At 43.0% G+C, this 24,848-nt stretch carries 27 protein-coding genes and 1 pseudogene; 10 read left to right on the top strand and 18 right to left on the bottom strand.

From position 1 onward, the window contains the following. The 10 genes from GBV73_RS02135 to twy1 form a co-directional block, all read right to left on the bottom strand. Nucleotides 1-2,379, bottom strand: coding sequence for a DUF2341 domain-containing protein (locus GBV73_RS02135; protein ID WP_152878922.1), 2,379 nt, complete (start codon nt 2,377-2,379; stop codon nt 1-3). Further along, nucleotides 2,376-4,478: a hydrolase gene (locus GBV73_RS02130; protein ID WP_152878920.1), complete on the bottom strand. Its 2,103-nt coding sequence runs from the start codon at nt 4,476-4,478 to the stop codon at nt 2,376-2,378. The genes GBV73_RS02135 and GBV73_RS02130 overlap by 4 nt, the downstream gene beginning before the upstream one ends. Continuing rightward, nucleotides 4,475-5,995, bottom strand: a complete 1,521-nt coding sequence (locus tag GBV73_RS02125) for a hypothetical protein (protein ID WP_152878919.1) — start codon at nt 5,993-5,995, stop codon at nt 4,475-4,477. The genes GBV73_RS02130 and GBV73_RS02125 overlap by 4 nt, the downstream gene beginning before the upstream one ends. Next, complete coding sequence (locus GBV73_RS02120) at nt 5,992-6,462, bottom strand: hypothetical protein (RefSeq protein ID WP_172967191.1); 471 nt, start codon at nt 6,460-6,462, stop codon at nt 5,992-5,994. The genes GBV73_RS02125 and GBV73_RS02120 overlap by 4 nt, the downstream gene beginning before the upstream one ends. Continuing rightward, nucleotides 6,428-6,865, bottom strand: coding sequence for a hypothetical protein (locus GBV73_RS02115; protein WP_152878917.1), 438 nt, complete (start codon nt 6,863-6,865; stop codon nt 6,428-6,430). The genes GBV73_RS02120 and GBV73_RS02115 overlap by 35 nt, the downstream gene beginning before the upstream one ends. A gap of 1 nt (nt 6,866) precedes the next feature. Continuing rightward, the gene (locus GBV73_RS02110) at nt 6,867-7,487 is read right to left on the bottom strand and encodes a class III signal peptide-containing protein (protein ID WP_371716979.1); all 621 of its coding nucleotides are present in this window, start codon (nt 7,485-7,487) and stop codon (nt 6,867-6,869) included. A gap of 20 nt (nt 7,488-7,507) precedes the next feature. Continuing rightward, the gene (locus GBV73_RS02105) at nt 7,508-8,125 is read right to left on the bottom strand and encodes a hypothetical protein (RefSeq protein WP_042701901.1); all 618 of its coding nucleotides are present in this window, start codon (nt 8,123-8,125) and stop codon (nt 7,508-7,510) included. Then, complete coding sequence (locus tag GBV73_RS02100; protein ID WP_225807098.1) at nt 8,109-9,212, bottom strand: cell division protein FtsZ; 1,104 nt, start codon at nt 9,210-9,212, stop codon at nt 8,109-8,111. The genes GBV73_RS02105 and GBV73_RS02100 overlap by 17 nt, the downstream gene beginning before the upstream one ends. A gap of 7 nt (nt 9,213-9,219) precedes the next feature. Next, nucleotides 9,220-11,463 carry a prenyltransferase/squalene oxidase repeat-containing protein gene (locus GBV73_RS02095; RefSeq protein ID WP_172967190.1) on the bottom strand — a complete coding sequence of 748 codons (2,244 nt, stop codon included), beginning with the start codon at nt 11,461-11,463 and terminating at the stop codon, nt 9,220-9,222. A 90-nt stretch (nt 11,464-11,553) separates the two neighbouring features. After that, the gene (gene twy1, locus GBV73_RS02090) at nt 11,554-12,531 is read right to left on the bottom strand and encodes a 4-demethylwyosine synthase TYW1 (RefSeq protein WP_152878966.1); all 978 of its coding nucleotides are present in this window, start codon (nt 12,529-12,531) and stop codon (nt 11,554-11,556) included. 113 nt (nt 12,532-12,644) lie between these two features. Between twy1 and GBV73_RS11115 the strand changes: the two genes are divergently transcribed. Further along, on the top strand, nt 12,645-12,785 hold the full coding sequence (locus tag GBV73_RS11115; RefSeq protein ID WP_172967189.1) for a hypothetical protein: 141 nt from the start codon (nt 12,645-12,647) through the stop codon (nt 12,783-12,785). On the opposite strand, the gene GBV73_RS02085 is transcribed toward GBV73_RS11115, so the two are convergent. From GBV73_RS02085 to GBV73_RS02055, 7 genes are read right to left on the bottom strand one after another with little or no spacing between them, the layout of a single operon-like run. Next, nucleotides 12,772-13,347, bottom strand: a complete 576-nt coding sequence (locus tag GBV73_RS02085; protein ID WP_152878915.1) for a HemK2/MTQ2 family protein methyltransferase — start codon at nt 13,345-13,347, stop codon at nt 12,772-12,774. The two genes, GBV73_RS11115 and GBV73_RS02085, sit on opposite strands and share 14 nt — an antisense overlap. 24 nt (nt 13,348-13,371) lie before the next feature. Continuing rightward, nucleotides 13,372-13,542: a 30S ribosomal protein S27ae gene (locus GBV73_RS02080; protein ID WP_152878914.1), complete on the bottom strand. Its 171-nt coding sequence runs from the start codon at nt 13,540-13,542 to the stop codon at nt 13,372-13,374. A gap of 5 nt (nt 13,543-13,547) precedes the next feature. Next, nucleotides 13,548-13,841: a 30S ribosomal protein S24e gene (locus GBV73_RS02075; RefSeq protein ID WP_152878913.1), complete on the bottom strand. Its 294-nt coding sequence runs from the start codon at nt 13,839-13,841 to the stop codon at nt 13,548-13,550. After that, on the bottom strand, nt 13,831-14,373 hold the full coding sequence (locus GBV73_RS02070; RefSeq protein ID WP_152878912.1) for a GTP-dependent dephospho-CoA kinase: 543 nt from the start codon (nt 14,371-14,373) through the stop codon (nt 13,831-13,833). Before GBV73_RS02070 ends, GBV73_RS02075 begins: the two co-directional genes overlap by 11 nt. Nucleotide 14,374: 1 nt before the next feature. Further along, entirely contained in the window at nt 14,375-14,560 is a 186-nt protein-coding gene (gene spt4, locus GBV73_RS02065; protein WP_152878911.1) for a transcription elongation factor subunit Spt4, read from the bottom strand. Continuing rightward, nucleotides 14,557-15,126, bottom strand: a complete 570-nt coding sequence (locus GBV73_RS02060) for a DNA-directed RNA polymerase (RefSeq protein ID WP_152878910.1) — start codon at nt 15,124-15,126, stop codon at nt 14,557-14,559. Before GBV73_RS02060 ends, spt4 begins: the two co-directional genes overlap by 4 nt. A gap of 32 nt (nt 15,127-15,158) precedes the next feature. After that, nucleotides 15,159-15,689 carry an inorganic diphosphatase gene (locus GBV73_RS02055; protein WP_152878964.1) on the bottom strand — a complete coding sequence of 177 codons (531 nt, stop codon included), beginning with the start codon at nt 15,687-15,689 and terminating at the stop codon, nt 15,159-15,161. Between the two features lie 258 nt (nt 15,690-15,947). On the opposite strand from GBV73_RS02055, the gene GBV73_RS02050 reads away from it, so the two are divergent. The 3 genes from GBV73_RS02050 to GBV73_RS02040 are packed head-to-tail and all read left to right on the top strand — an operon-like array spanning nt 15,948 to nt 17,390. Then, nucleotides 15,948-16,256, top strand: coding sequence for a hypothetical protein (locus tag GBV73_RS02050; RefSeq protein ID WP_152878909.1), 309 nt, complete (start codon nt 15,948-15,950; stop codon nt 16,254-16,256). Between the two features lie 33 nt (nt 16,257-16,289). Next, nucleotides 16,290-16,811, top strand: coding sequence for a hypothetical protein (locus GBV73_RS02045; RefSeq protein ID WP_152878908.1), 522 nt, complete (start codon nt 16,290-16,292; stop codon nt 16,809-16,811). Between the two features lie 27 nt (nt 16,812-16,838). Then, the gene (locus GBV73_RS02040; RefSeq protein ID WP_152878907.1) at nt 16,839-17,390 is read left to right on the top strand and encodes a stage II sporulation protein M; all 552 of its coding nucleotides are present in this window, start codon (nt 16,839-16,841) and stop codon (nt 17,388-17,390) included. Nucleotides 17,391-18,036: 646 nt separating this feature from the next. Here GBV73_RS02040 and GBV73_RS02035 read toward each other — a convergent pair. Beyond that, entirely contained in the window at nt 18,037-18,990 is a 954-nt protein-coding gene (locus GBV73_RS02035) for an NAD-dependent epimerase/dehydratase family protein (protein WP_152878906.1), read from the bottom strand. 79 nt (nt 18,991-19,069) lie between these two features. Between GBV73_RS02035 and GBV73_RS02030 the strand changes: the two genes are divergently transcribed. The 6 genes and pseudogenes from GBV73_RS02030 to GBV73_RS02005 all read left to right on the top strand — a co-directional run. Further along, complete coding sequence (locus GBV73_RS02030; protein ID WP_152878905.1) at nt 19,070-20,065, top strand: sugar phosphate nucleotidyltransferase; 996 nt, start codon at nt 19,070-19,072, stop codon at nt 20,063-20,065. A gap of 34 nt (nt 20,066-20,099) precedes the next feature. Beyond that, the gene (locus GBV73_RS02025) at nt 20,100-21,356 is read left to right on the top strand and encodes a flippase (RefSeq protein ID WP_152878904.1); all 1,257 of its coding nucleotides are present in this window, start codon (nt 20,100-20,102) and stop codon (nt 21,354-21,356) included. A gap of 9 nt (nt 21,357-21,365) precedes the next feature. Next, on the top strand, nt 21,366-22,649 hold the full coding sequence (locus GBV73_RS02020) for a UDP-glucose/GDP-mannose dehydrogenase family protein (RefSeq protein ID WP_152878903.1): 1,284 nt from the start codon (nt 21,366-21,368) through the stop codon (nt 22,647-22,649). After that, nucleotides 22,646-23,491, top strand: a complete 846-nt coding sequence (locus tag GBV73_RS02015; RefSeq protein WP_371716977.1) for a UTP--glucose-1-phosphate uridylyltransferase — start codon at nt 22,646-22,648, stop codon at nt 23,489-23,491. The genes GBV73_RS02020 and GBV73_RS02015 overlap by 4 nt, the downstream gene beginning before the upstream one ends. Further along, nucleotides 23,488-24,498 (top strand): UDP-glucuronic acid decarboxylase family protein, encoded by a 1,011-nt coding sequence (locus GBV73_RS02010; RefSeq protein WP_152878901.1) that lies wholly within the window; start codon nt 23,488-23,490, stop codon nt 24,496-24,498. The genes GBV73_RS02015 and GBV73_RS02010 overlap by 4 nt, the downstream gene beginning before the upstream one ends. Before the next feature lie 222 nt (nt 24,499-24,720). Further along, nucleotides 24,721-24,848: pseudogene (locus GBV73_RS02005) on the top strand (IS6 family transposase); the annotation flags it as partial.

Here is a 24,848-nt window from a genome sequence, read left to right as displayed (position 1 = left end):
TCACCCCGTGCTAAGCAAATCCTGAGCTCCCTGGCTTCCGAATATTGCCTCTGCGGTGTCTTCGTCGAGGAAGAACGGAATTGTGCTTAAATCTCCGCTTGATATTACTCCCTGGGAAATTCCCCACACTCTGAACCCTGAGACCTTTGAATCGCCCTTAAAATAGTAGTTGAGGAAATAGTAGTCCACGCTGGACTGCCCTTCCTCCACCGAAATCCCCAGGGTCCTAAATAAATTGAAGAGCTTCTCATCGTAGTTTGCGTGCGGTATCATAAAGCTGACGAGACCTATGGGATAGTATCTATCTCCGTATTTAACCCCGAGCTCGTCCTGCATCCTGTGGGCGAGGGTCACGTACGCGTCGTGGTTTACGTTGCTTCCCTCGAGGCGCTCGAAGAAGGACCAGCCGTTTTCGATCCCAAAGTACCGCTGGTCTATGAGGCAGTCTATGAAAGGCTGGAGGTCGTAGGCGCGGGCATTTGAATAGGTTGTTGGGGAGGTAGGTATTGTGTCTATTTGGTTGGACATCGTAACTGTTGGAGGAATCGATGCATATTTACGGACACGTATCCAATCCCACTCTTGGTTCTTATCCCATGTTCCCAACGCAATTGCGCCCTTGTAATCTTGGTAAGTGTTATATGTGTTGTATACTACTGCACCAGTATCCCATTCCAATCTCGAATTATACTTAAACCAATATATTGTTCCTTTATGCCAACCACGTGGAAGATTTAGATCTTCCTCATGATATCTTCCATACTGATGATCATCTAAATACGACCATTCTGCTGGCTGTACATGATTACGTCTCACCCACCATAAGGGACCCCAAGGATAAGAAGCTTGCCTAACGGCAATATAAAGTTCCGCCCAGCTGTTCTTAATATTTTGCCGAAACTCAATTATAACAGGTGGAGTAAAGGTTTTCTTTGTGTATATGCCTGCGTAATCATTGGTAATTCTTAATACCCCATTAATGAAGGATACTTGTGCATTATACTGTTCCCACTTTTTAGTATCCAGTGTACCCTCATTGAAATCATCATAAAAATCAAACACTTTTTCGGGACTCCCAAGAGTTTCTGTTCCACTTGAATCAAAGTATATCCCAAGGGTTATTGAGGAGCTCGCTGGGATTGTAACATTAACCCATATTAAAGCTTGCTTAGTTGCCGTATCCCAATTTTCAATCCAGAAATTAATTGGATTGCAATTTTTACCATAAATTTCAATAACTGGGATATTGTCTCTATCGCTATCTGCAGTGTTAAAGAATGTCGTTAAAGCAGGATCTGGAAAAGTCGTGCTGTCAATAACAATTGGAACTTGGAAATCCGTTAAATCAATGCCAACATTATTCTGAATAGTCAGATTCAATCTATATCCGAGTGAAGAGCACCAACCTCCTGATGTTCCCCCGCCCACGTTATCAAATACCAGAACACCCATATCATTGTTGTTAAACACATCAAGCGGGGATATTCTAATCCCGTTCAGGGTTGTGTTGACTATTATGGGTGCGTCCGTTTGATCCACCGAACCGTTCATCAAAACGTATGCCCTCGCACCATCTCCGGGATAATAATCTCCAAAATAAATCTTGTCGGACTCCAGGTGTTTTATAAGCTCTCCGGGCACATGGGGCTCACTGCTCTTCCCATCCCCACTCAAAACCTTTATTGGCCTGTCAATGAGTTCGGGGAAGGGATAGGAGCATGCCCTAATTGACCGCTGGTACCTGCCTCCCGTCATTGCCGAGAAGAAAGAATCCTCAAGATTTTCAAGATTCACTATTGAATATATGTAACCTCCGCTTCTTGGTATCGGGCCCGTGTAGATGGTCCTGCCGGATAAATCCCTGATGGTCACGTTTGGAATTCTGGCTTTTACAACAACCCTAAATGAATCGAGGGGTGCTACCGTGATGCTTATATTGTCAGCTATTTCATCCACACTTGGAGAGAGCTCAAAGCCCTGTTCCTCAAGCTCCTGACTCATATTCATGAGCCATTTCCTCATACTCTGTCCTTTCATGACCCTGTCAAAATCGTACCCGGGCATGCTCGACGACGTACCCGTCAAAATTAAATCCCTGATGGTGTTGTTGACCCCGTATACAGGGCTTATAAAATTCCCCGTAACCGCCACGTAATCCACTGCCGCCACCACGGCCCTCTTCCCGGAGAGCTCCAGCGCCTTTTGGAAGTCCAGCTCAAAGTACGATACCACCCTGTATGTTCTCTCGACCTGAGTCCTCTCGCTCTGGGCCACTATTATCTGGGACGAGACGTCCTCATAGGTGGCTAAGAGGAGCATCAGGGGTATGATCAGGAGTAGGACTGTTGAGTTAATCAGGAAAGCCCGCCGCTTCCTCATCCGTTATCCCTCCAGACCCTTAGGGTTATGGTTATGGGTTCAAACAGGCTGGGTATGTTGCCCATCGGGGCGAAGTCTATATTCACATTAGCGGGTAGTTCTATTAGTATTGGGTCAGTCTGGGTCCCATTTCCTCCCAGATTGTTGAAGAGCCGTATTATGGCATCATCTACCGCATAGGTGGTTCTGTTCGTTAATAGGTCATTTGCGGTTATATCGCAGTATGGGGGCTCTCCAACGATTACATAGTGGGGATTTGAGTCCCCGCTCCAATAGTATGTAATGTTGTATCCGGTGCATCCGGGTCTCACAAGTTTTGGAAACACCTCTCCATAGCCGGCGTACGCCTGGATAATATATGTTAGTTCACCATCTCCATTCTTGGGTTGCAGGTAATACCCATAACCAAGAGAAATGCTCAGGGTATTGTCTCCATTGGCTATTGCATGGGGTAGGGGGTTATACTGGTAATCGAACGTATTCGCCATGTATCCAACTCTGGCCAGGGCATATATGAATGGATTGGGTGGATGCCTGTAGATATCGGTGGGGGAAATTAAGTCGTTATCAACCGTTATCACCTGACTTGGATTGGTTCCCGTGTAGTATAACCACGGGAATTGAAATCTCACCCATAAAGGCATGACTCCAGGGGGAACATTGAAGTTTATGTTTATGTTGCGCGTCCAGTCACTATTTGGAAGGGATATGGGCTCGGTGATGTCTATGGTGTAGGGAGTTAGCAGTAAGCCAGTGTTGTATTGTGCATCAACAAAGGATTCATTTCCGATTAAGTGGATTCTTGGATTGTAGTATATATTCTCCCCTCCCGCCCTAACAATTATCGTGGTGTACCTGCTTGAGATTTGCGAGTAGTTATATCCAGCGAAGTTAAGAGAAGTTGATATGGTTGAGTTATCCCAGTAACATGTTTTTATATGGGTGGAACTTTCGTATGTGCAGCCTGTGGGGAGTATGTTGACTTCGGTATCAAACATGAAGGATAGACTTACAGGGGTAGTCTCACTAACGTTCCCAACGGCTATTTGAATATTCAGAGAATGCAGTATTCCAGGCATGAACAGGTATTTCCATGCGGTGATGCCATATCTGGCAGTTACATCTTCGAAATAGAACCTCCTGGGGAATCTGAGTGTTGAGGGAACCGACGTGCGGTATTTAATCTTTATATACTGAGCACCGTCCTCACCACCGTCGTACCTACTTTTGTAAACCCTGACTTCGAATACGTTCTGCTGTCCCGGAACAAAGTTCTCTATCAGCTGAAGACCCCCACTTGGGTTCGTATCGTCGAGTCTGGCATTGTAATTCACATAGCTGCTCCATATAAGGTTACCATTTAAGTACACATCATAATTCGAACCCACCCATGCCGGCTCTAAGAACCATTCTATCTCTTCAATCTCGGCGTCTTTTGGGATGGCATCTGCGGGGATTATATACTTAATAACAACGGCATCATCAGAAGAGTCCGTCCTAGCGTATATATAACCTCCTCTGACGGTGTACATATTTTCTTTGCTCCCCAGTTTCGTCAGATAAGCCCTCGCCATATATCCCCTCGGCGTCTGGTTGTAGGCGTAACCGCTCAGAACAAGGGTGGCGGGTGAAACGTCAGGGGCCTTTGAGGAATTGGAGCCTATCTTACGGAGGTAGGGGCTCGTGTAGTTGTTTATCAAAAGTTCATAGTTATAGTCTTCTAAGGTTATGTTCAGAATATAACCCAAAATAACTTCTGCTTTGTGCCTTAAATCCAGAGAAGGATAGAGAGGATCTACCGACCAATAAGTAGCGGTGATATCAAGAGGGCTCATATCTTCATTTACTAATGGAGAGATTAGTAAAGGATCGCTACCTTCTTTCCACTCTTTAAGGACCTCTGAAGGAACAACATCTCTCAAAGAAACTGTCCTCAAGATGGTGAGAGTATCTTCAGCAATATACTTGCTCTGTTCTCTCAAGTATGTTGAATAGATATTAGTATCCTCCGCTATTATAACAATGCTACTCACGAAGACCATAACCAAGACCAATGAGAGCAAGGCATCAAGCGTGAATATAAACCCCCTCCTCTTCATCCGTCATCCCACACCCAGAGTTTTGTTATAACGTCTTCAAATTTCGGCTCCAGCATATATTCTATGGTCGGGACTACTTCAATCGTGACGTCACTCCTATTCCATCCTTCTAGGGAATAAAGCCAGAGCCCTATGAGTTTATTTGTAGTATCTGAAGAGCCAAATAGCTCCTCGAAGGACATTGTTACTGTACCGTTAACCCCTTCATATGCTTTTAACGTTGCATTTCCATTCTCGTACCACACCAGAGTTGCGTTAAGGTCTGTAGAGTTCCCATAGACAAAAAGTGCTCTAATCTCTGTTCCAAGTTTACTCAACAGTGTTAGGTTACCATAGTTGGTCGAGTTAACTCTAATCCTTATTGAGGTCCCTTCTAATGGATTATACCTCATGAAGCCATAGATGAGGGGCTCCTCAGCTGAAGGTCCGGAGGAAAGGTTGTACGCAAATTTTGGAAATACTATCGTTCTCTCAACCGGCTCTATCCATGGGGAACTCGCCATTGAGGATTTTATGAGGTTAATGTCATCCACAAAGGTGCCATTGATTAAGGAAAACCAATAAAGTGTTTCTCCAGCACCCAAGAGGTCTCTTACTGATGTGTAAGAGGAGTTTAAGGTTGGGAAAACATTTTCATATCCCGATACACTAACTACAACATTACCGTTGCCAGTAAACTTAAAAATAAATGGAGAAGCACCATTTTGCGGACATCCGTCCGGCGAGAACGTTATCTTAAAATTACTTTGGGTAAGAGGATTTATAAAGATCTCAATTACAACTCCTGGAGGCAAAGCAAGTGGGGAAGGAGAAATCCAATTTTCCCCACCCCCCTGACCTCGCCTTGCCTTTATCCAAATGGAATCCAAAGTTATAAATTTTAGATAATAGAAACCAGTTTTCTCATCGAACACAAGATTATTACCTGTGAGTAAGCCACATATATCTCCATTCACATAACTTATGCCTCCAATATTCCTAACTTCAATGTAACTTGCTTCAAACTCACTATTATCACTATTCGGATTTTCACTTTCTTTCTTAGTTATATTAAAATTTACACCCGGAGGAGTTCCCCTTGGATTTGCAAATGTGACGTTATTTAAATAAATCTTTGGAAAACTTCCAGAAACACTTAAATTAAACTTGGAAACATAGACCTCAAACAAAAAGTCTTTTCCATGGACAAGCTGATTTAAAATACTTGTTACATCTTCTTTTGACCTGTTTAGTGCAAGAATCTTCTCATAATCCAAGGCAAATGGATAATCGTTATCTCTCAAGCCCACCATTCTCACGCTGCTCACGTCCTCCTCCCAGTTCTCAGGATAACCAGGGTTTTTGGTCAGGACATCAAGCATGTTGTTGGCTATGTTTGCCCTATCATACCAGTCCAGGAGACCGGTTATCTCAGCCTTTATCATATCGTTGGTATTCATAACTACCCCAACAACCATAACAACGATAACCAGTGAAAGCAGTGCATCAATTGAAAGTAATTGGCCCTTTCTCCTCATCCTCTCACCACATCAATTTCTATATTTACCGTTTTCCCGCCGTAAGATAAAACTCCATTGTTATCGGTGAACCTAAAGTTTTCGACGAGGTCTTTCTTTACAAAGGCAGTTATATTTTCCGCTAGGCTGGGAAGAGTTTCAATTGACTGGAATGGAGTCGATAGGGTAACTTTTATAGTAACTTCGCTCCCAGTCTCCTCGGATGTCAGGCTCTTAATAGACAAATGGGGATTTTCTGTAATATTTGCCAGTATTGGGTTTAAATAGCTGTAAGGTTCCTCATTCGTCATTATGCCGGTGTTTAGGTAATCAACTGCCTTTGAAACGGAGCTTCTCACGTAACCCACTATCGCCACGTTCGTGTTGTTCTCCACATATGAAGGAACAATGAGGATTAATCCGATGAAAATGATAGAGAGTATAAACACCATTTCAATTGCCGTTTGTGCCCTTCGTGATGTTCGCATAGAGCATATCACCTATTTTCACTGTTTTTATCCAGAACTCTCCTCCGCTCTCAACAACTATAGATGCATTAGCTATAGGGACCGTTGAATTCTTAACAACCCAGTAGCTCTTTCCGTTTACTGTGACGTTTACTATTATTTTGTTTTCTGCTCCATTGAAGGTTATATTAAACTCCGCACCCTCTATTTGAGGCGGCTCCTCCTTAAGGCTGTAGCCTTCGCCTACAGCATAGACTTTTGCGGTATGATCAACTATCTCAGTTGAGAATACCCTAACCTTCGCCATCACATCAAAGCTCTCAGCATGGGCTATCTCACTGTTTGAGAGATAAATGAGATTTAACATTGTTAAGGTTACCAGCACAAACGCAAAAAGCAAGTCCAAGCTTATCTGGGCCCTCATGCTAACCACCGAGGTTAAGGTTTATCTTGAGCTCTTCACTCGTGGAGTTAAACACCCAGGTCTCGTTCTTATCGGGATTCCACTCAACAATAATTCTCAATGTCGAGGGCAAATCCGTAGCGTTCACAAATACCCCTGCATAGTCTCCTATAGTATTGTTTGGAGCGTAAATTGAAGCATTGTTTGATAAATCAACGGCATAGAGGGATCTGCTCCAGAAGTAGTTTTTCTTTGCTGTGTCTGCCTCGTTTAAATTCACAACGGGATTATCACTATCCAAAATCACAACATAAGTTCCGTTTTTATACCCTATTAAAAGCTGCGGGGTCCCCTCCATAGAGAAGGCCTTCGTAAGGAAGTAGTCATCATTTAGATATTTGAACGTGAAGTACTCGGTAGCCTTCGCGCCAGGCCCTTGGGCGTAAACTTGAGAAATTGCATTGGAAATGGTGTTCGCGAACAGCTTTGCCTCCTCACTAACCTGAATTCTCAACATATCTGAAGACTGCTCACTTGAGAAAGTTATATTTCTAACCGAGAAGGTTAGAAGTACTACAAACAGCACGAAGATAAAAAGAAACTCAAGCGAGATTTGGCCTTTTTTCATTTCTCTCACACTCACTAATAATAAACGTCGCTAAGTTATTTAACACTTTCTTTATTCTCCCCTGTTACAACCGCAAAAACATTCCCCCCGAGCTTTTTAATTGAGACTCCAAAGTAGTCATTGTTGAAAATCTTAAACTTATACTGCTCTGCATTTAGCTTGTGCTTCTTTAAAAGCTCCTTCAGTTCATCAATGAAAAGCTGGGTGAGCTGGTAATAGCTTATATCTAAGGAGTGCTTTTTGTAGTCAAGTAAGAACAGCACGAGTGGAAGAGTGCTTAAAGGTATAAGGAACCAAGGCTCAGAGTAGAGTACTGTAAGAGCAATTCCCAAAGCTATGGAAATGCCAATCAAAGCCAAGCCAAGCCTGAAGGTGTTTTTAACCCTCTTCATATCTTTAACTTTGTTCTCCCAGATCGTAAGAAGGGAAGGGTTGTAAAAGTCAAATGCCGTGTGCCTTTTTCCTTTTGCGACTCTCTGTCTTATTAAATCGTCCCAATCGTCTTCGTAGTATATCACTTCTCCCCTGTTCCTTGCCCTCTCGGCATCTATTGAGGAGATTATCCTTACCATATCCTCTGCACTTTCTTTGGCTATGTGGGCATAAACCTCGTTCTCATCGAGCTCCAAAGCCACTTCAACCGAGTCTTTCATCTGCCTCACCCGGGTAAATGTCATCAAAGTCCGGCAATCCGGTTAAAAGTTCCTTTTTCTTTGTTTCGGCTTCTTCTTTTGCTTTCATGAATGCATGGGCGTATTTTTTGGCAGTAACCACTATATCTTCTATGCTCTTGCTCTCGTATATACCGCTCAAAAGTGTCACAACTTCTATCTCCTTCTCCCTTGGATCCGGATAAAAGCCCCGGAAAATTTGCTTGCCCTTTATCTTCCTTGTTAGATATTCAAGGGCTTCAAAGATGTCCTTTGCCTTTAGGAGCTCCGGCGGACCGTGAATGGCGACCAATCCATAAAGGGCCGACTCTATGTTGGCCTCGAGGTAAAGCCCTTCGTTTTCAAAGGACTTCAAGATTAGGCGAGAGATGTTCTTGACCTTGTTTGCTTCGGCCTTCGCATAGCCCACTGTGGCAAAGCTTCCAAAGGCATTGAGAACGAATTTTAAGTCACTTGCGTCAAGCGTCTGTTCACCGGGAACGTCTATTAAAGCCAAAAGGGAGGCTATTCTCTCAACTATCGTGTAGTTTATCTTTTCATAAGCTTTGGATATGTCCTCGGCACTTTCCTTCAGCTTGTTGTTGTCTATCGCTATTATCGAGTCCACTACCTTAGAGAGCTTGTCTATGGTTATTGCCGCGTTTATTGTGGGCCGTATGCCCTCTTCCTTCAAGGGCAGGGCCCCTATGGCCACTACAAGGGACTCAGGGTATTCCTCTTTTAGCGCTTCTGCCAGAACCGGCGCTCCTCCTGCCCCGGTTCCTCCCCCGAAGCCAAATGTTAGGAAGAAGATATCAACGTCACTGTAGCCGACCATTGAGCTTATCTTTTTCATCACCAGTGGAAGGTCCCTTTTAATGGCTTCTCTTCCCAGCACCGGATTGGCGTTTACTCCCTTTCCCCCTGTTAGGCTTTCGCCAACGAGTATCCTCCTGTCCTCTGGGATGTGCTTTAGGTAATCGAGGTCACTTTTGGAAGTATTTATAGCCAGCGCTTCAAAGTTAACAAGGGCAAATAGGTCAGCTATCTTTGTTCCACACTGACCGACTCCAATGATTAAAGCCCTCACAGCAATTTCACCTCACGAACTCCGCTTCCAGTTCTTCAAGCTCAACAATGCCGTTTTGATTTTTGTCTTCATATGTAACGACGCAGGCAACACCATTAAGATATTTGACTATGTTGGAGGTGAAGAAGACCTTTACAGCACTGTCCAAACCTCTTGGATATAAGACAAAGAGCAGGTATCCCGTACCCGTCTTTCCTGGAGCTATTATCATGGTACTGTCTCTCTTATAGTCCTTTCCATTCAGATAGACGTTTTCCTCATCCACCTTAAGCTCGATATACGGGTTGTATTTAGAGAGGTCAAACTCTGCAAGATCAGCCAGCACAATGTAGTTGCCGTCACCTATTTCTTTAAACTCTTCAGCTGTCATATTGGTTCCAAATAGCATATCAAGGGAATCCTTTACTGAAAGCGCAACTTTGTCTCGGCCAAACGTGTACAATATCTTAAAGTTTCCATCGGGGAGTGCTCTTATCACTTCATAGAGGTTCACAGGTTTTGGAAGCTCTTCAAAGGTTGAGAAATAGAGAGTTGCAAGGGCTGAATCGATAATACTGCTTCCCCAGAGGTTATTTCTCTTTTTAGGTAGTAGCCATTGAAGGGTCTCCTGGCGATAATCAATGCCAAATGCATAAAGAACTTCCGTGGCACGTATAGTAAGCTCTACACTCGGCTGTCCTTGGTACATCAGGACTCCAACTATGTAGCTTTCTTTGATATTTGGCCATCCTCCATCCTCAATCCTTTGGTTAAGAAGCCAATTTAAGTGCTTTTCAACATCCTGCTTTGTTACCAGAGGCTCCAGTGCTTCGAGTACCTCAATTGTAGTCGAGACTTCAGAGGGGAAGAACCTGGTGTAGTATTTAGTCGTTATTACTGTTCCCCACCCTTCTGTGGGGAAGGAAAGGAGCCATTCCTTTGCCTTGACGATATCCTCATCCTGTGGTGAAACTCCCAGAGCTAAGAGGGCTTTAATGGCCAGAGCGGTGTCGTATGGCTGCAGGCCTAAGAAATCTCCCCATTTACCGTCTCCCTTCTTAAGGCTTTTTATGAAAGCTATATGCTCTGCCTTTTCACTCTCATTGACGAGATTAAACTCCAGAAGGGTCAGCAAATTGTAGACGTAGGGCGGGTACAGCTCTCCCTTACTCAAAGCTATCTCCATGTTTTTGTCGATTCTGCCCTTTACCCATTCCAGCCCCTTTCCTATGCTTTCATCCATGAAGTAGCATTTTTTCAAAGCTTTTAAGGCGTAATATGTAGCCCTATCTGTAGACGAGAAGCCCGGAATATACGGCCATCCTCCATCCTCATTCTGTACTTTTTCCAGTTCTGAACAAGATGCCTCAAAGGGTGTCTTCAGTCCAGCTTCCAATCCCCCACTGACTTTCGCAAAAGTCCAGGTTGCAAGAGCGGATGTTACAAAAACTTCCCTCTGTACCAGCCCACCTGGCTTATTGGCCCAATAGACAAAGCTTTCGTTCTTCTCTTTCAGCTCTTCAAGTGTAGTAAGCAATTTGGCCGTCTCAAAGGTTAGCCCCTCATATACGAGCAGGGCATAGGTAAGAAACGCCCGCTCCTTAACAGTAATGTTCGGAGAATTAACTAAGCCCCAAGCTTTTTCCACCAACCCAGAAGGAGTGTAACCAACAGCATGATATGCCAAAAGTTTGAGGGCTAGAGCCTCTCCTTCACGAAGCCCATAATGTTCAGCTCCTTCGAGATACTCAATTGCACTCTGGATACGAGGGTTGCTTTTTGAGTAGCCATTCTCACCAAGGGCCCAGACTGCCATTGCAGTGGGATAAAACTCAGTTAGAGTTTCCGGGACATATCCCCATCCATTTCCATTATATGAGTCAACCAAAAACCCAATACCCCTCTCAACGGCCTTAAAGACTAAAGAACGTTTATTACCCTCATAAAGGGAGAGGGCCTTTTTCAATGCGATTACTGCATAGGACGTATCAACCACGTTGCTCACGCTATCCTCGTAATACCCCCAGCCACCATCGGGATTTTGTCTCGCTAAAAGGGCATCAACAAAGTAATCGATGTCCCCTATCGTGAGGTTCTCAACAGCAGGGTAGCTAGAAGTGAGTGCTATCAGCGAGAGACTAAGCTGCTGTGTGGTCTCCATGTACTCTCTTCCCTCTAACAGGAACTTCGTTGATGCGTCAAGAATAGGCACTGCCCCAGCATAAGGGATTATCATCATCACAATAAGCAAGACAGGAATAACTCTCTTCATTCTCGGCACCTCTAAACTAGCTTTTACCATATATTACCCATAACTAAATATTACTCGACTCCAAACAAAATAAAGATTGCGGAAAAAGAGTTAGTGCTTTATAAAGCGATCCTCTTTGCTGACGTTGTCTCTCATTATCAAAACCACTCTGCTCGGGGGGTACTCGTCTTCTATGTGGTATCCGGGCAGATACTTCACGAGCTCCTCTGCAAAGGCTTTTATGTCCTTATGGCTCGGCATGTTGTTGATCGTTAGTCTGTTCCTTGAGAAGCCCACAAACATATAGGCTTTAGCCTCAACGAACATGGGTTTAGCTTTCATTATGAGGTTCGCATAGCCTTCTGGATTGTGCATATTTTCGCCCTTAACGAGGGTAAGCCTTATGACAGTCCTTACCGGCAAATCCCTCATGAGCTCGAGTGTTCTGTTTATTCTCTCCCACCCATCCGGAATCATCGGCACGTTTACCTTTTGATAAGTCTCTTCATCTGGAGCTGTTAAAGAGACGTAAAGCTGTGTTGGAAGAGTATTCCTTTCTATCATCTTCTCCAAAACCTCTGGCTCAGTGCCGTTGGTGACTATGAACGTTGTGAAGCCCCTTCTGTGGAATTCTTCTACAAGATCCCCTATCATTGGGTAAAGCATGGGCTCGCCGGAGAGGCTTATGGCAGCATGCTTAGGCTCCATGGCCTCTTCAAGCTTTTTGGCGTTTATCTGGTCTTTTACCCCCCAGTAGCCGCTCAAGAGTTTTCTTTGGGCCTCTATGCTCTTCTCCACTATGTAACTCGGCTCGTCCCACGGCTGTGGGAGTTCAACTCCCAGAAATCCCTCCATCGGGCGCCAGCAGAAGATGCAGTTGTGCGTGCACCATGCCGTTACCGGGGTCATCTGCAGACAGCGGTGGGATTGGATTCCATAAAACTTCTGCTTGTAGCAAAAGCGATCGTGTTTTATACTCTCTTTTAACCAGTGACAGAGCTTAACCGAGCTGTGATGACCTATGAGAGCGTAATGTTGCTTCTTAAAAAGATTCGCAATCTCCTCGGGCATGTTTGGTTTTACATCCATTAGCCTCACCTAACTTTGCTTTGGGAAGAGGTTTAAAAATTTTTGCAATATATTTTACTGTCGAAAAATATTTCGGCGAAAGACTTAAATACCCCTATGTCCATCCAATTTCCATGCACGAGCTAAAACCAATGATTATAATCAAAACACGTGAGAGGACCTTTGAAATGGAGTTCTTTGAGGAAGAGGGCGAAATGGAATCAAAGCCCAAGGTTAGGTTTATCCAAGAGGTGCCAAGAATCAGGCTCGCCTAGCTGTAATAACCATAATCTCCTCAAAGAAGTACCTTTCCTTAGCTGTTATTTCTGCAACGAAGCCTTTAGATTGAAGTTTTTTTAGGGTCTCTTCTATTCCGGTTATCGAGGACTGGACTATCTGAACTATCCCGTCTTCTTTAAGATAGAAAGGAAAATCCTCAAGAAATCTGTCCAAGACTTCTCTTCCGCTTTCTCCGCCAACAAGGGCAAGGTCTATAGGCTCTTCCGGCTCGCCCGGGAGGTATGGGGCGTTGAATGTTATTATGTCAAACTTCCCTTCAACGTTCTCAAAAAGGTCGCTCTGCCGGAACTCGACATTGGTTATACCGTTTAGCCTTGCGTTCTTCCTTGCAAGTTCAACTGCGAGTGGGTTAATGTCCACTCCAAGAACGAACTTGGCTTTTTTGGCCATTAAAAGGGCTATTATCCCGGTTCCAGTGCCCATATCAAGGGCTATATCCCCTGCTTTAACCTCCAAATTCCTGGCTAACAAAAAAGTGTCTTCAGAGGGTTCATAAACCTGAGGATGGAGCTTAATTTTAAGGCCGTGATAAATCATAAAAACACCGAAAAAGAAAAGAGATCACTTCTTCCACTCTGTGTAGCCGCACCTACCGCAGGCCCATCTGTCCTTGTGGTTTGCCATGAAAACTCCTGGACCGCATCTTGGGCAGAACCTGTTCTTTCTTGTAACCTTTCCGTCCTTGACTTCGTAGAACTTCCACTTTTGGGAGGTTTTCTTACCCTTGGCCATTTAAATCACTCCCCCTCCTGTATTATCCCATCTCTCCTCAAGATGTATTCAGGCTCTATGTAAAGCATTCTCTCCTTGCTCTCATAAGCCTTGGCATAGCCCTTGGAAACACGGCTTCCGAAGTAGCTTCTTATGTACTGGATAACGGTTGTCTCCGGGTTCAGGTCGAGCATTGCAACGAGCTTTCCTTTGACGTCCTTCCTTGAGGGAGTTGGCTCACCTTCGTGGATGACCTCAAAGTATATCTCCTTCCTTCCAAGGAGCTTGTTCTCTTTAACCTCAGTAACCCTAATCTCCATCATTTACCACCTCCATTTTTCTAAGCAGCTGAGCACATCTGCGCTTACATTCGGGTGTGACCTTTATAAGCACTATCCCCTCATCCGGCTGTCCGTAAACCACCAGAGTCCCCTCGGGAGCATATAGGACAGCCGGGATAGCGGCTAAATCCTCCTCACCGTTTACCTTTATGTAGACCATTCTTCCCCTTTTAGCAAGTTCAAAGGACTTTTTGATAGCATTTAATAAAGCTTTCGTTATTGTTCCGGGCGGGTTCTTTGTTGTGAACACCACCGCCCCGAGCTCAATCTCAGGCCTGTATTCAACTCTCTTGGTTTTATGATCGTAGATAGCGATAGAGGGCTTTATACCAAGCCTGAGGACGTTTTCGGTAACCACATCCCCAACCGTAACCAGATAGGGCGCTCTCTCAAATTCTTCGCGGGAGGCCAAGTAGGGCTGCGGAATCTCTCCCCTAATCAACCTACCCAGGGGGTTTTTAAGCTCATGTCTAAGCTCTTCCGTGAGTTTAAAGTAAAATTCCCTGCACATTCTACCTGACCCTTATGGCGTACTTTCCGGGAACCTTCACTCCAAGCCTCTGAGCTATTTTGGAGTTCTCGGGATCAAGGATTATAACGAGGTCGAACCATTCGTCACTTAGGTCCCTGCTCCCGCAAACGGGGCATCTTTCTTCGCTGGTTATGTAGTGGCAGTGTCTGCAGGCCTTTTCGCTCATTCTCCCTCACCACTCTCGGCCTTTCTCTTTTCTTTTTGTATCCACTCAAACTTGCCCAGTCCGGGCTGTCTCATGGTAAGGCCTATCTTGTTCTCCCTGATTATCTTGCTCTTTTCACTAACGGCAATTATTCTAGCCCTAACAGCATCGCCGAGCTTCAGGATGTAGCCCTTCTCCTTTCCAACAAACTGGGCGTTTTTCTCGTCAAAGACAACGTAATCATCCATAAGCTGGGAGATGTGAACCAGACCATCCATCGGGCCAATCCTCACGAAAGCACCGTATGGGACAACGTCGATAACCTCACCCTCAACAACCTCGTGCATCTCGGGCTTCCACACAAGTACGTCAAAGACAGCCTCGTGATACGTGGCACCGTCCCCATGGATTATTACTCCCTCACTAATTTCATGAACGTCAAGAATTGCCAGGATGACACCTTCATCCTTATCATAAATTCCCTCATATGTTTCTCGCAGAACTATCTTGGCAGCTTCCTTTGGATCCATCGTAAACATTCTCGGCGGGATTCTCACAACGTCTTTGACCTGAATGAGCTTGTACATCTTCTTACCTCCAAAATTTTAAAAGAGGGGGATCACTTCTTGAATTTCTCCTTGTAGAGCTCTATTGCCCTGAGGATTTCCTGCTTTGCCCTCTCTGCGTTTTCCCAGCCCTCTACAATGATCTCCTTTCCTTGGAGCTCCTTGTAGCGCTTGAAGAAGTGTGCTATCTCATCAAGGAAAGCCTTTGGAACATCATCTATGTCCTTCCAGTCGTTGAAGTAGGGATCCTCAACCGGGACTGCTAGCACCTTGTAGTCCTTGTCTCCGCTGTCTATCATCTTGAATAAGCCTATTGGTCTTGCCTCAATGAGCACTCCCGGGTAAGTTGGTTCCCTCATGATGACCATGATGTCAAATGGGTCGTCGTCATCGTACCATGTTTGTGGAATGATTCCGTAGTCAACCGGGTAGTAGAATGGGCTGTAAAGGACTCTATCGAGCTTTATAAGGCCGGTCTTTTTGTCAAGCTCGTACTTGTTTCTGCTTCCCTTTGGGATTTCTATTAGGGCGTAAACAACTTCCGGTACTTCCGGTCCGGGCTCCAAATCGTGGAATGGATTCATCTCAATCACCTCTTTGGTTTTCAGAAGATTTAGTTATAAACCTAACCCAAAAGTTAACTTCTGCTCTTAGCTCTTAAGGTTGGTTTTTAAAGTTGTCGCTTAATTCGTTGAAAGATTCTATTTGTAAAGTTTTTTTGTTTATCGTTACACTGTTTATCACGAAGTCAACACAAAGTTGGTACCCTACTAGTGGTAATCAACATTCTAAAGAAAAACCTTTTATAGTAGTTTTTAAATTATAACTGCCGGTGGTAATCAATGTGGAGGAAAGCTTTAGCGTTGGGAATGGTGTTAATGGCTTTGGGAGTTGTTTTTGGAGGAGTAGTGGAAGATAGTAATGCTGGAATAATCTATGGAGCTTACAGATGGCACAAAACGGGAGATGGAAAGGAAGTCCTTTATGGACTAACAGCTGGCCTCTTAGGCGGTTCATTTGTAGCTGGAGGCCAAATGGAAATGGCAGGAATAAAAATTGCAACTGAAGGGATAGTTAGTGTTGCTCTTAGAGTTGGTGCAGAATCACTAGCAAGGTGGTGCCCTTATATTGCACTAGGAATAGCTCTTTAATTCGTTGCAAACAAAACCAAGGAGGAACCCACAATGAATTTTTACATAATAATAGGGAAATATAAATTGACGAGAAGAGATTTTGGACTAGGCATAGTTATTGGTATGCTTATCACTTTAATAATCCTCTTTTGTCAATTTGTTGGGCTTATAGACAAGCCACTAATCAGTTCGCCAGAGGACTTTCTAGTGTCTTTAATAGCATTTGCACTGTCTACGATAGTACTTGTTGGTATGCTTGAAAATATCCGACAAACAAAGAGTGAATTACAAAAAGTTACAAACAAAACCAAGGAGGAACCCGAAACAGGTTCCTACATAAAAATAGGGAAATATAAGGTGACAGGAATAGATCCTGGACTAGGCATGGCTATTGGTATGTTTATCAGCGTAATAATCCTCTTTTGTCAATTTGTTGGGCTTATAGACAAGCCACTAATCAGTTCACTAAGGGACTTCCTAGTGTCTTCAATAGCATTTGCACTGCTTACGATAGTTATTCTTGAAATTACCCGAAAATTATCCGACAAACAAAAGATTGAATTACAAAAATAGGTTTATCATTGCAAGGGAGGGCTAAAATTGAAAGATAACACCAAACCTCTTTTACTTTCGTTCTTACTATTTTTTATTGGGCTTTTTCTTGGAGTAACTCTTTCAATTCATTATGAAGTTCACGAAAATGTTAATATTGCCCCATTTTTAGAAAGAGAGTTAAATGAAGGAAAACTGAGTTTTTCTTATATCTTCAAGAACAATCTCAAGGTATCTCTTCTCCTTTCTTTTGGTGGTGCTTTGACATTTGGTGGGTTAACTTTCTTAAACCTTGTTTTTAATGGCATGAACTTAGGAGTATTGTTCTATGAGGCATTAGCTTCAAACGATATTGGAATATTCTTACTTCTCATCCTTCCTCATGGCATTTTCGAGATTCCAGGTTTAATTATAGCTGGGTCTGCAGGCTTTAAAATTCCCTACGAATTGTTAAAATTTGCCCTTGGTAAAAAAGAAGAAATAATTAGCGAAGAAGATGCTAAAGAGTTCTTCAAACTTGTGGTGATATCGATAGTCCTAATACTCATTGCAGCCATAATAGAAAGCAAAATAACACTAAAACTGGCCGAAAAACTGTAATAATCACGCAATAGAAGGATAGCAGTGAGATAACCGATTCAAAAATTTGTATCTGTTTTTTTAGTTTTTAAAATAGTCACTTAATTTGTTGAAAGATTCTATTTGTAAAGTTTTTTTGTTTATCGTTACACTGTTTATCACAAAGCCAACACAAAGTTGGTACTCTACCAGTGGTAATCAACATTTTAAAGAAAAACCTTTTATTGTAGTTTTCAAATTATAACTGTTGGTTGTAGCCAACGTGAGGGTCCTGGGGGAATAAAATGACAAAGGATAAAGATAGACCATTGCAAGATGATTGGTTCATAGATGCAATAACGATTCTGCTATTTGCATTTGGTCTACTAATTGTCCTATTGTGGTAGTTGTTATAGTACTATAGTTCCGAATGACATCTTGGAGGGAAAATAAAATGACAAAGGACAAAGATAAACCATTGCGGGATGATTGTGACAAAGAGGAAATTGACTGGATAACAATTCTGCTAATTGCATTTACTCTACTAATTGCCTTAAGTACCTTTTACTGCTAGCTGCACTAGTAAATTACCATGGTGAGCTCTGAACGTTCCATTTATTTCATTCCTCTACTTTTGTTTTCCTTTTTGGTTTAATTCTTGAGCTATTATTAGTATAAGGTAGATTCACTACTCTTTGCCCAATAACTCCCTAACAGTTTTTTCCACGGCTTGGTAACTATTCATCTTTGGCTTCCAGCCCTTTGCTTTGGCCTTCTCAATGCTAAGAAGCATGATCTTAACGTCTCCCTTCCAGCCCCTTCCCCCATCGACACCGCCGGTAAAGTAGAACTCAGGACTTAGGCCCATCTCCCTACTTACTATCTCTGCTATCTCCTTTACAGTTATCCAGTCCTCGTTGCCTATGTTGTAAACGTCATAGATCTTGGCCTCCTTGAGGAATTCGTTGAAGAGATATACCATTGCATCAACCGTATCACTGACGTGGAGGTAGCTCTTTCTCTGCGTCCCATCCCCCAGAATCTCCAGCCTTTCTGGGTTCTTCTTTAGTTTGTTTATGAAATCATAAATTACACCATGGTTTGATCTCTTGCCGATGATGTTGGCCAACCTGAAGGTTATGGCTTTCATGTCAAAGGTGTGCGCATAACCAGAAATCAAAGCTTCGGCCGCTAACTTTGCTCCACCATAAACGCTTATCGGCTCTAGAGGGCCATAATCTTCTGGAGTCGGGAGTTTTTGAGCTTCTCCATAAACGGTTGAAGATGACGTGAATGCAAGGATTTTAACTCCTTCCTTTCTCATGGCTTCGAGGAGGTTATAAGTTATGAGGACGTTAGTCTCATAGAGGAGCTCGGGGCTTTGGGCGCCGATCCTTACCTCGGGATTTGCAGCAAGATGAAAAACGGCCTCTACCTCTTTTACTGCTTTTTCACAAGCTTCTCCCCTTCTCATGTCTCCTCGAATAAATTCAAAGCGTTCATGATCAATCCACCTTTTGAGATTTTCCAAATTTCCTGCACTTAAATCATCGAGAACTCTAACTTCATGGCCCTCTTCCATAAGTCTATCAACAAGATGGGAGCCTATGAATCCTGCACCGCCAGTAACCAAAATTTTCATTGCTAACCACCAACTTAATTATTACAAAGGATTTATATATGTTTTTAGAGTAATTTTAACACTGCTTGGAGGGAGAGAGATGAAAGTTCTCATAATGGCCGGTGGTTATGCTACTCGTTTGTGGCCTATAACAAAGGAAAAGCCCAAACCCCTGCTGCCAGTGGGAGACAAGTATATAATCGATTACATTCTCGAAAAGGTTAAGGAGCTAGATTTAGAGGTTTATGTATCCACCAACAAGTTCTTTGAGAAATACTTCAAGGAGTGGGCCGAGAAGAATGGTGTGGAGCTCATTGTTGAGGACACCCTAAGTGAAGAGGAAAAACTTGGAACCATCGGGGCGATTAAATACGCTATATCGAAACTTGGGATTGATGATTACCTTATAGTTGCTGGTGACAACCTGTTTTCCTTCTCGCTTAAGGAGTTTCTAAGGCACTATAATGGGAAGCCGTTGATAGCGGTTTACGACGTCGGTGATTTCGAGCTGGCGAAAAGGTATGGTGTTGTTGTGGTTGAAGGTGATAGGGTTATTGACTTTCAGGAAAAACCCCTGCAGCCGAAATCAACACTCGTGAGCACGGGTGTGTATGCACTCCCTAAGGAAGTAATTGCGAAAGTCGATGAATACCTTGCAGAGGGCAACAGGGACTCACCGGGCTACTTCATAGAGTGGCTTCTCAAGAAGGGTGTTGAGATTCAGGCCTATAAATTCGATGATTACTGGTATGATATTGGTTCGGCCGATAGCTATTTGGAAGCTATGAAAACATTACTTAAGGAGAGCCAAATTGAAGAGGTTCAAATAAGCCCCTACTCCAAGATAATATCCCCTGTGGTCATAAAGAAGGGCACAAAAATCCTCGGGAGGTCGATAATTGGGCCATATGCCTATATTGGAGAGAACTGCCTGATAGAGAATTCCGATGTTAGCGATTCTATAATCTTTGGAGACACAATCATCAGGGGTTCCACTATATGGCGTTCCATAATAGATGAGAAGTGCGAGATAAGGAATCTCGAGCTTAAGAAAAGCCTCGTTGGTGGTCATGCAAAGATCCAGAGGGGGGATTAGGTTTTTAATTTCTCTTTTCTATTGGGATGTTGTCATGACCGAGAGTTTAAAATTGAAGTTGCTTAAAAATGCGGGCTGGCTCTTCAGTGCTGAAGTTATTTCGAAGCTCTTGTCCTACGGTGTGATAGTTATTTTAAGCAGAACTCTCGGTCCAGAAGGGCTTGGTCAATACTCGTTCATCTTTTACTATGTGGGACTTTTGGGGATTTTTTCGGATTTGGGAGTTAGCTATTATTTTATGCGAGAGGTTGCGAGGGATAGAAGCAAGGCTGATGAACTTCTTCCGGATGTTTTGGGGCTTAAGATTGTGCTTGCGTTGGTCAACTTTGTCGTTATAGCTGTCTTAACTCTCTTCCTCCCAAAACCAAGGTGGATTAAAGCCCTTATATTACTGGTTGGGGCTGAGGCTGTGCTTACTTGGGTCTCCTATGTGTTTGTAAACCTTATGTACACCCATGAAGTAACGAAATATGAGGCTATAGCAAGAACAGTCGAGAGGCTTTGGGCATTTTTTGTTGGAGGGATTGTTCTTTACTTCTATAGGTCTCTTTCACCTTTTATACTTGCACTTCTCATTGGCTACACAATTAGGGAGCTCCTAAGAGTAAAGTGGGGAACCAAATTCGTCAAGAAAATTAGTATTCGATTTAATCCGCAAATATGGCTTTCTCTCCTGAAGAAATCGTATCCATTCTGGTTAATTGGGCTTTTCACAATGATATATTATCGCACGGACATGGTAATGCTTAGCCTAATGAGAGGAGACTATGAGATCGGAATCTATAGAGCGGCATATACGTTGATTGAGGTTTCTCTATTTGTTCCAAGCATTGTTGTCTCAACGATGATGCCATCAATAGCGAGGCTGTGGGAGCAAGATATGAAAACGCTGAGTGCTCTCTTTAAGAGGAGCCTTCAAATGCTGACGGTGGTGGGTGTTTTAGGCTTATCAGTGTATTTTGTCTTTGCTCGTTTGGGGATCATTATTGTGTTTGGTGAGGATTTCCTAGCGAGTGTTCCAGTACTTAGGATTCTGGCCTTTGCAGTACCTTTTATGTTTTTGAATTCTCTTTTTGGGAGTTTTTTAAATGCAACTGGAAAAGAGTTGACTTTTACTAAAATAACAGGAGTAACGGCTTTATTAAACGTTCTGCTCAATTATATCCTCATTTTGAATTATGGAGCAGAAGGCGCAGCGATAGCAACATTATGCACACAAGGACCCGCACTTATTCTCTCAGCTCTGTCTGTAAAAAATACTTTTAAACAAGAAAGTTCTCAAGTGTTCTGAGGTGGTTTGATGAGAGTTTCGGTTGTTGGCTCTGGTTATGTTGGGCTTGTCACAGGGATGGGTTTTGTCAAGCTTGGGAATAGCGTTATCTTCGTTGATGTTGATGAAAGAAAAATCCAAATGATCAACAATGCCAAGCCTCCAATTTACGAGGAGGGCCTCGAAGAATTAATGAAAAAATTCAAGGACAAATACTATGCAACCAAAAACTACAGAGAAGCAATCCTAAACTCTGATGCCACGTTTATCTGTGTAGGTACTCCATCAAGAGAAGACGGATCAATTGACTTAACCTATATTAAAGAAGCTTCAAAAGAAATTGGTAAAGCTTTGAAAGAGAAGGAGGATTATCATGTTGTTGTAGTTAAAAGCACTGTCCTCCCAGAAACCACCGAAAAAGTCGTAAAACCAAACATCGAAAAGTACTCAGGAAAAAAAGCCTTTGAAGACTTCGGCCTTGCAATGAACCCAGAGTTTTTAAGAGAAGGAGTAGCATTAAGAGACTTCCTTAACCCTGATAGGATAGTCATTGGAGTTAAGGATGAGAAAACCAAAGAAGTTTTGGAGAAGCTTTACGAGCCAATTGACGCGCCAAAACTTATTGTTGACATTAAGACTGCTGAAATGATGAAGTACGCTTCCAACGCTTTCCTAGCCACTAAAATAAGCTTTGCAAACGAGATTGGAAACATCTGCAAAAAACTCGGCATTGACTCCTGGAAAGTCTTTGAAGGAGTTGGTCTTGACCATAGGATTAGCCCGCACTTCTTCAAGAATGGGATTGGCTTTGGCGGTTCATGCTTCCCCAAGGACGTCAAAGCCTTAATCAGAAAAGCTGGGGAAATTGGCGAGGAACCACTAATTCTCAAGGCTGTCATGGAAGTTAATGAAAGACAACCCCTAAAGATGATTGAGCTCTTGAAGAAGCACGTTCCAGAGTTAAAAGGAAAAACTGTCGGAGTGCTCGGCTTAGCATTCAAGCCAAACACTGATGATGTAAGAGAAACTAGGGCTTACATTATAATTAAGAAACTCTTAGAAGAAGGAGCCCACATTATAGCGTACGATCCAAAAGCCATGAACAACTTCAAACAGCTTTACCCCGATGTGGGAGAGAAGATAAAGTACGCTGGTTCAGCTGAAGAAGTTCTTGAAAAATCTAATGCCATTCTAATAGTTACAGAATGGGACGAGTTTGAAAATCTAGACTATTCTGGAAAAATTGTTATTGATGGAAGGAGAATTAGGGCTGCCGAGAAAACTGCAAGAATTTATGAGGGGGTATGCTGGTGAGGGTAAGAAAAGCAGTTATCCCAGCAGCAGGCCTTGGAACAAGAATGTTACCCCTGACTAAAGCACAACCAAAAGAAATGCTTCCAGTAGTAAGAAAGCCAACTATTCAATATGTTGTTGAAGAGGCTTATGAGGCTGGGATACGAGAAGTTTTGATAATAACGGGAAAACACAAAAGAGCAATCGAAGATCATTTCGATAGATATGGCCATGACGTGAAAAATCCACATCTTGACAAACTGGATGAAATTCTTGATGATATAAATATTTATTATGCTAGACAGAGAGTACAAAGGGGATTAGGAGATGCTATCAAATATGCGGAAGCATTTGTTAGCGATGAACCCTTCGCTCTCCTTCTGGGGGATACTATTACAGTTCCCTCATGCACAGCTGAACTCATAAAAGCTTATGAAAACATCAATGCGCCTTTAATAGCCGTTGAAGAAGTGCCCTGGGAGAATGTTTCGCTCTATGGAATCGTGAGTAGGGCAGAGGATGGGGAAATATTCAAGATAAAGCATCTCGTGGAAAAGCCGGATGCAAAAAGTGCTCCCTCGAACCTCGCCATATTGGGGCGGTATATCTTAACTCCCCAAATTTTTGAGTATCTTGAGAGAGTTAAACCAGATAGAAAAGGAGAAATTCAGCTGACAGATGCGCTCGAGCTCATGATTGAAGAGGGAATTAAGATTTATGGGTATATGTTTGAGGGCAGGCGTTATGACATTGGCAACATTTTTGACTGGCTACGGGCAAACATTGAATTAGGATTAGAGGATGAGAAGATTGGTGAAAAGCTAAGAGAACTTATGAAATCTTTATTGGAGGAAAGAATATGATGGACTTGATAAGGTCAGATGTAAGAGACATTGTAAGAGCATTAGATGGGGCTGATTTTGAGGGTAAGATTGCCCTAGTTACAGGTGGTGCTGGTTTTTTGGGATCTTGGCTTTGCGATGTTTTAATTGAGCTTGGGGCAAGAGTTTATTGTGTTGATAACTTTGCAAGTGGTCGTTGGGAAAACATCTCTCATCTAGCTAGTGAGGAGAATTTCGTATTTATAGAGCACGATGTTTCGAAACCCTTGGAGATTAAGGAAAAGTTAGATTATATTTTTCACTTTGCTTCTAGAGCATCACCTTTTGAATTCGAGCACTATCCCCTAGAGATAATAGACGCAAACACCCTTGGAACTAGGAATATGCTTGAATTGGCTAAAAAGAATAATGCAAAGTTTATCTTTGCCTCAACGAGCGAAATTTATGGTCAGCCTGATGTTGTTCCAACTCCTGAAACGTATCGGGGTTACGTGAATCCAATTGGCATTAGAAGTTGCTATGATGAGTCGAAGAGGCTCGGAGAAACCATCACTATGGCGTATCATAGACAATATGGAGTTGACGTTAGAATAGTTAGAATATTCAACACTTATGGGCCGAGAATGAGGGCTGATGGAGTTTATGGTAGGGTAGTCCCAAGGTTTATAAGCCAAGCCTTGAATGAAGAGCCAATTACGGTTTTTGGAGATGGAAGCCAGACAAGGAGTTTTTGCTATGTTACTGATCTTATAACGGGAGTGTTGAAGTTTGCCGTTTTGGAGAATGGTAATGGGGAAGTTGTGAATTTAGGGAATCCTAGGGAGGTTAGTATTCTTGAGCTTGCTCGTCTCATAAAAAAGCTTACTAATTCTGATTCGCCGATAGAATTCCATCCACTGCCACCAGATGATCCTCCTAGGAGGTGCCCAGATATTAGCAAAGCACAAAAACTGCTAAACTGGAAACCAAAGGTCGAACTCGAAGAAGGGCTCAAAAAGACAATAAAATGGTTTAAGGGGGAAATTTAATTGCCTGAAGTTATTTATACAATAGGAGCTGTTCTTTTTGGGGGAGGGATAGGGAACACTGCATATTATGAAGTAGAAGGATTGCATCGAAATGGGAGCTTAAGGTATGCAATAGCTTATGATTATAAGCAGAATAAGGTTCCGAGCTCGAAGACACTGTCAGGATAAGCAGTGGGACGTTAGGTTTAAGTTTCTGATACCTCTTCAGAAAAGGGGAGAGAAATGAGGACTGAAACCATTATTTACTTACTGGTTTCAGTCTTAAAAACCTTTCGCCGGAACAAAATCCCAGCAAAAAAGAAAACCAGGGCAATAAACCTGTACCTGCACGGACTAAGTTACAGACAGGT

Origin of the sequence: Thermococcus sp. 101 C5 (assembly GCF_009372125.1) — an archaeon.
Classification (GTDB): Archaea; Methanobacteriota_B; Thermococci; order Thermococcales; family Thermococcaceae; genus Thermococcus_A; species Thermococcus_A bergensis.
The sequence above is the reverse complement of the archived record's forward strand: the minus strand, read 5'-3'. Positions and strand labels throughout refer to the sequence as shown.

Bases quoted from the DNA above. Each gene is read 5' to 3' on its own strand.
- GBV73_RS02135 (WP_152878922.1), bottom strand. From the start codon at position 2,379: ATGAGGAAGCGGCGGGCTTTCCTGATTAACTCAACAGTCCTACTCCTG.
- GBV73_RS02130 (WP_152878920.1), bottom strand. From the start codon at position 4,478: ATGAAGAGGAGGGGGTTTATATTCACGCTTGATGCCTTGCTCTCATTG.
- GBV73_RS02125 (WP_152878919.1), bottom strand. From the start codon at position 5,995: ATGAGGAGAAAGGGCCAATTACTTTCAATTGATGCACTGCTTTCACTG.
- GBV73_RS02120 (WP_172967191.1), bottom strand. From the start codon at position 6,462: ATGCGAACATCACGAAGGGCACAAACGGCAATTGAAATGGTGTTTATA.
- GBV73_RS02115 (WP_152878917.1), bottom strand. From the start codon at position 6,865: ATGAGGGCCCAGATAAGCTTGGACTTGCTTTTTGCGTTTGTGCTGGTA.
- GBV73_RS02105 (WP_042701901.1), bottom strand. From the start codon at position 8,125: ATGAAAGACTCGGTTGAAGTGGCTTTGGAGCTCGATGAGAACGAGGTT.
- GBV73_RS02095 (WP_172967190.1), bottom strand. From the start codon at position 11,463: ATGAAGAGAGTTATTCCTGTCTTGCTTATTGTGATGATGATAATCCCT.
- twy1 (WP_152878966.1), bottom strand. From the start codon at position 12,531: ATGGATGTAAAACCAAACATGCCCGAGGAGATTGCGAATCTTTTTAAG.
- GBV73_RS11115 (WP_172967189.1), top strand. From the start codon at position 12,645: ATGCACGAGCTAAAACCAATGATTATAATCAAAACACGTGAGAGGACC.
- GBV73_RS02085 (WP_152878915.1), bottom strand. From the start codon at position 13,347: ATGATTTATCACGGCCTTAAAATTAAGCTCCATCCTCAGGTTTATGAA.
- GBV73_RS02080 (WP_152878914.1), bottom strand. From the start codon at position 13,542: ATGGCCAAGGGTAAGAAAACCTCCCAAAAGTGGAAGTTCTACGAAGTC.
- GBV73_RS02075 (WP_152878913.1), bottom strand. From the start codon at position 13,841: ATGGAGATTAGGGTTACTGAGGTTAAAGAGAACAAGCTCCTTGGAAGG.
- GBV73_RS02070 (WP_152878912.1), bottom strand. From the start codon at position 14,373: ATGTGCAGGGAATTTTACTTTAAACTCACGGAAGAGCTTAGACATGAG.
- spt4 (WP_152878911.1), bottom strand. From the start codon at position 14,560: ATGAGCGAAAAGGCCTGCAGACACTGCCACTACATAACCAGCGAAGAA.
- GBV73_RS02060 (WP_152878910.1), bottom strand. From the start codon at position 15,126: ATGTACAAGCTCATTCAGGTCAAAGACGTTGTGAGAATCCCGCCGAGA.
- GBV73_RS02055 (WP_152878964.1), bottom strand. From the start codon at position 15,689: ATGAATCCATTCCACGATTTGGAGCCCGGACCGGAAGTACCGGAAGTT.
- GBV73_RS02050 (WP_152878909.1), top strand. From the start codon at position 15,948: ATGTGGAGGAAAGCTTTAGCGTTGGGAATGGTGTTAATGGCTTTGGGA.
- GBV73_RS02045 (WP_152878908.1), top strand. From the start codon at position 16,290: ATGAATTTTTACATAATAATAGGGAAATATAAATTGACGAGAAGAGAT.
- GBV73_RS02035 (WP_152878906.1), bottom strand. From the start codon at position 18,990: ATGAAAATTTTGGTTACTGGCGGTGCAGGATTCATAGGCTCCCATCTT.
- GBV73_RS02030 (WP_152878905.1), top strand. From the start codon at position 19,070: ATGAAAGTTCTCATAATGGCCGGTGGTTATGCTACTCGTTTGTGGCCT.
- GBV73_RS02025 (WP_152878904.1), top strand. From the start codon at position 20,100: ATGACCGAGAGTTTAAAATTGAAGTTGCTTAAAAATGCGGGCTGGCTC.
- GBV73_RS02020 (WP_152878903.1), top strand. From the start codon at position 21,366: ATGAGAGTTTCGGTTGTTGGCTCTGGTTATGTTGGGCTTGTCACAGGG.
- GBV73_RS02010 (WP_152878901.1), top strand. From the start codon at position 23,488: ATGATGGACTTGATAAGGTCAGATGTAAGAGACATTGTAAGAGCATTA.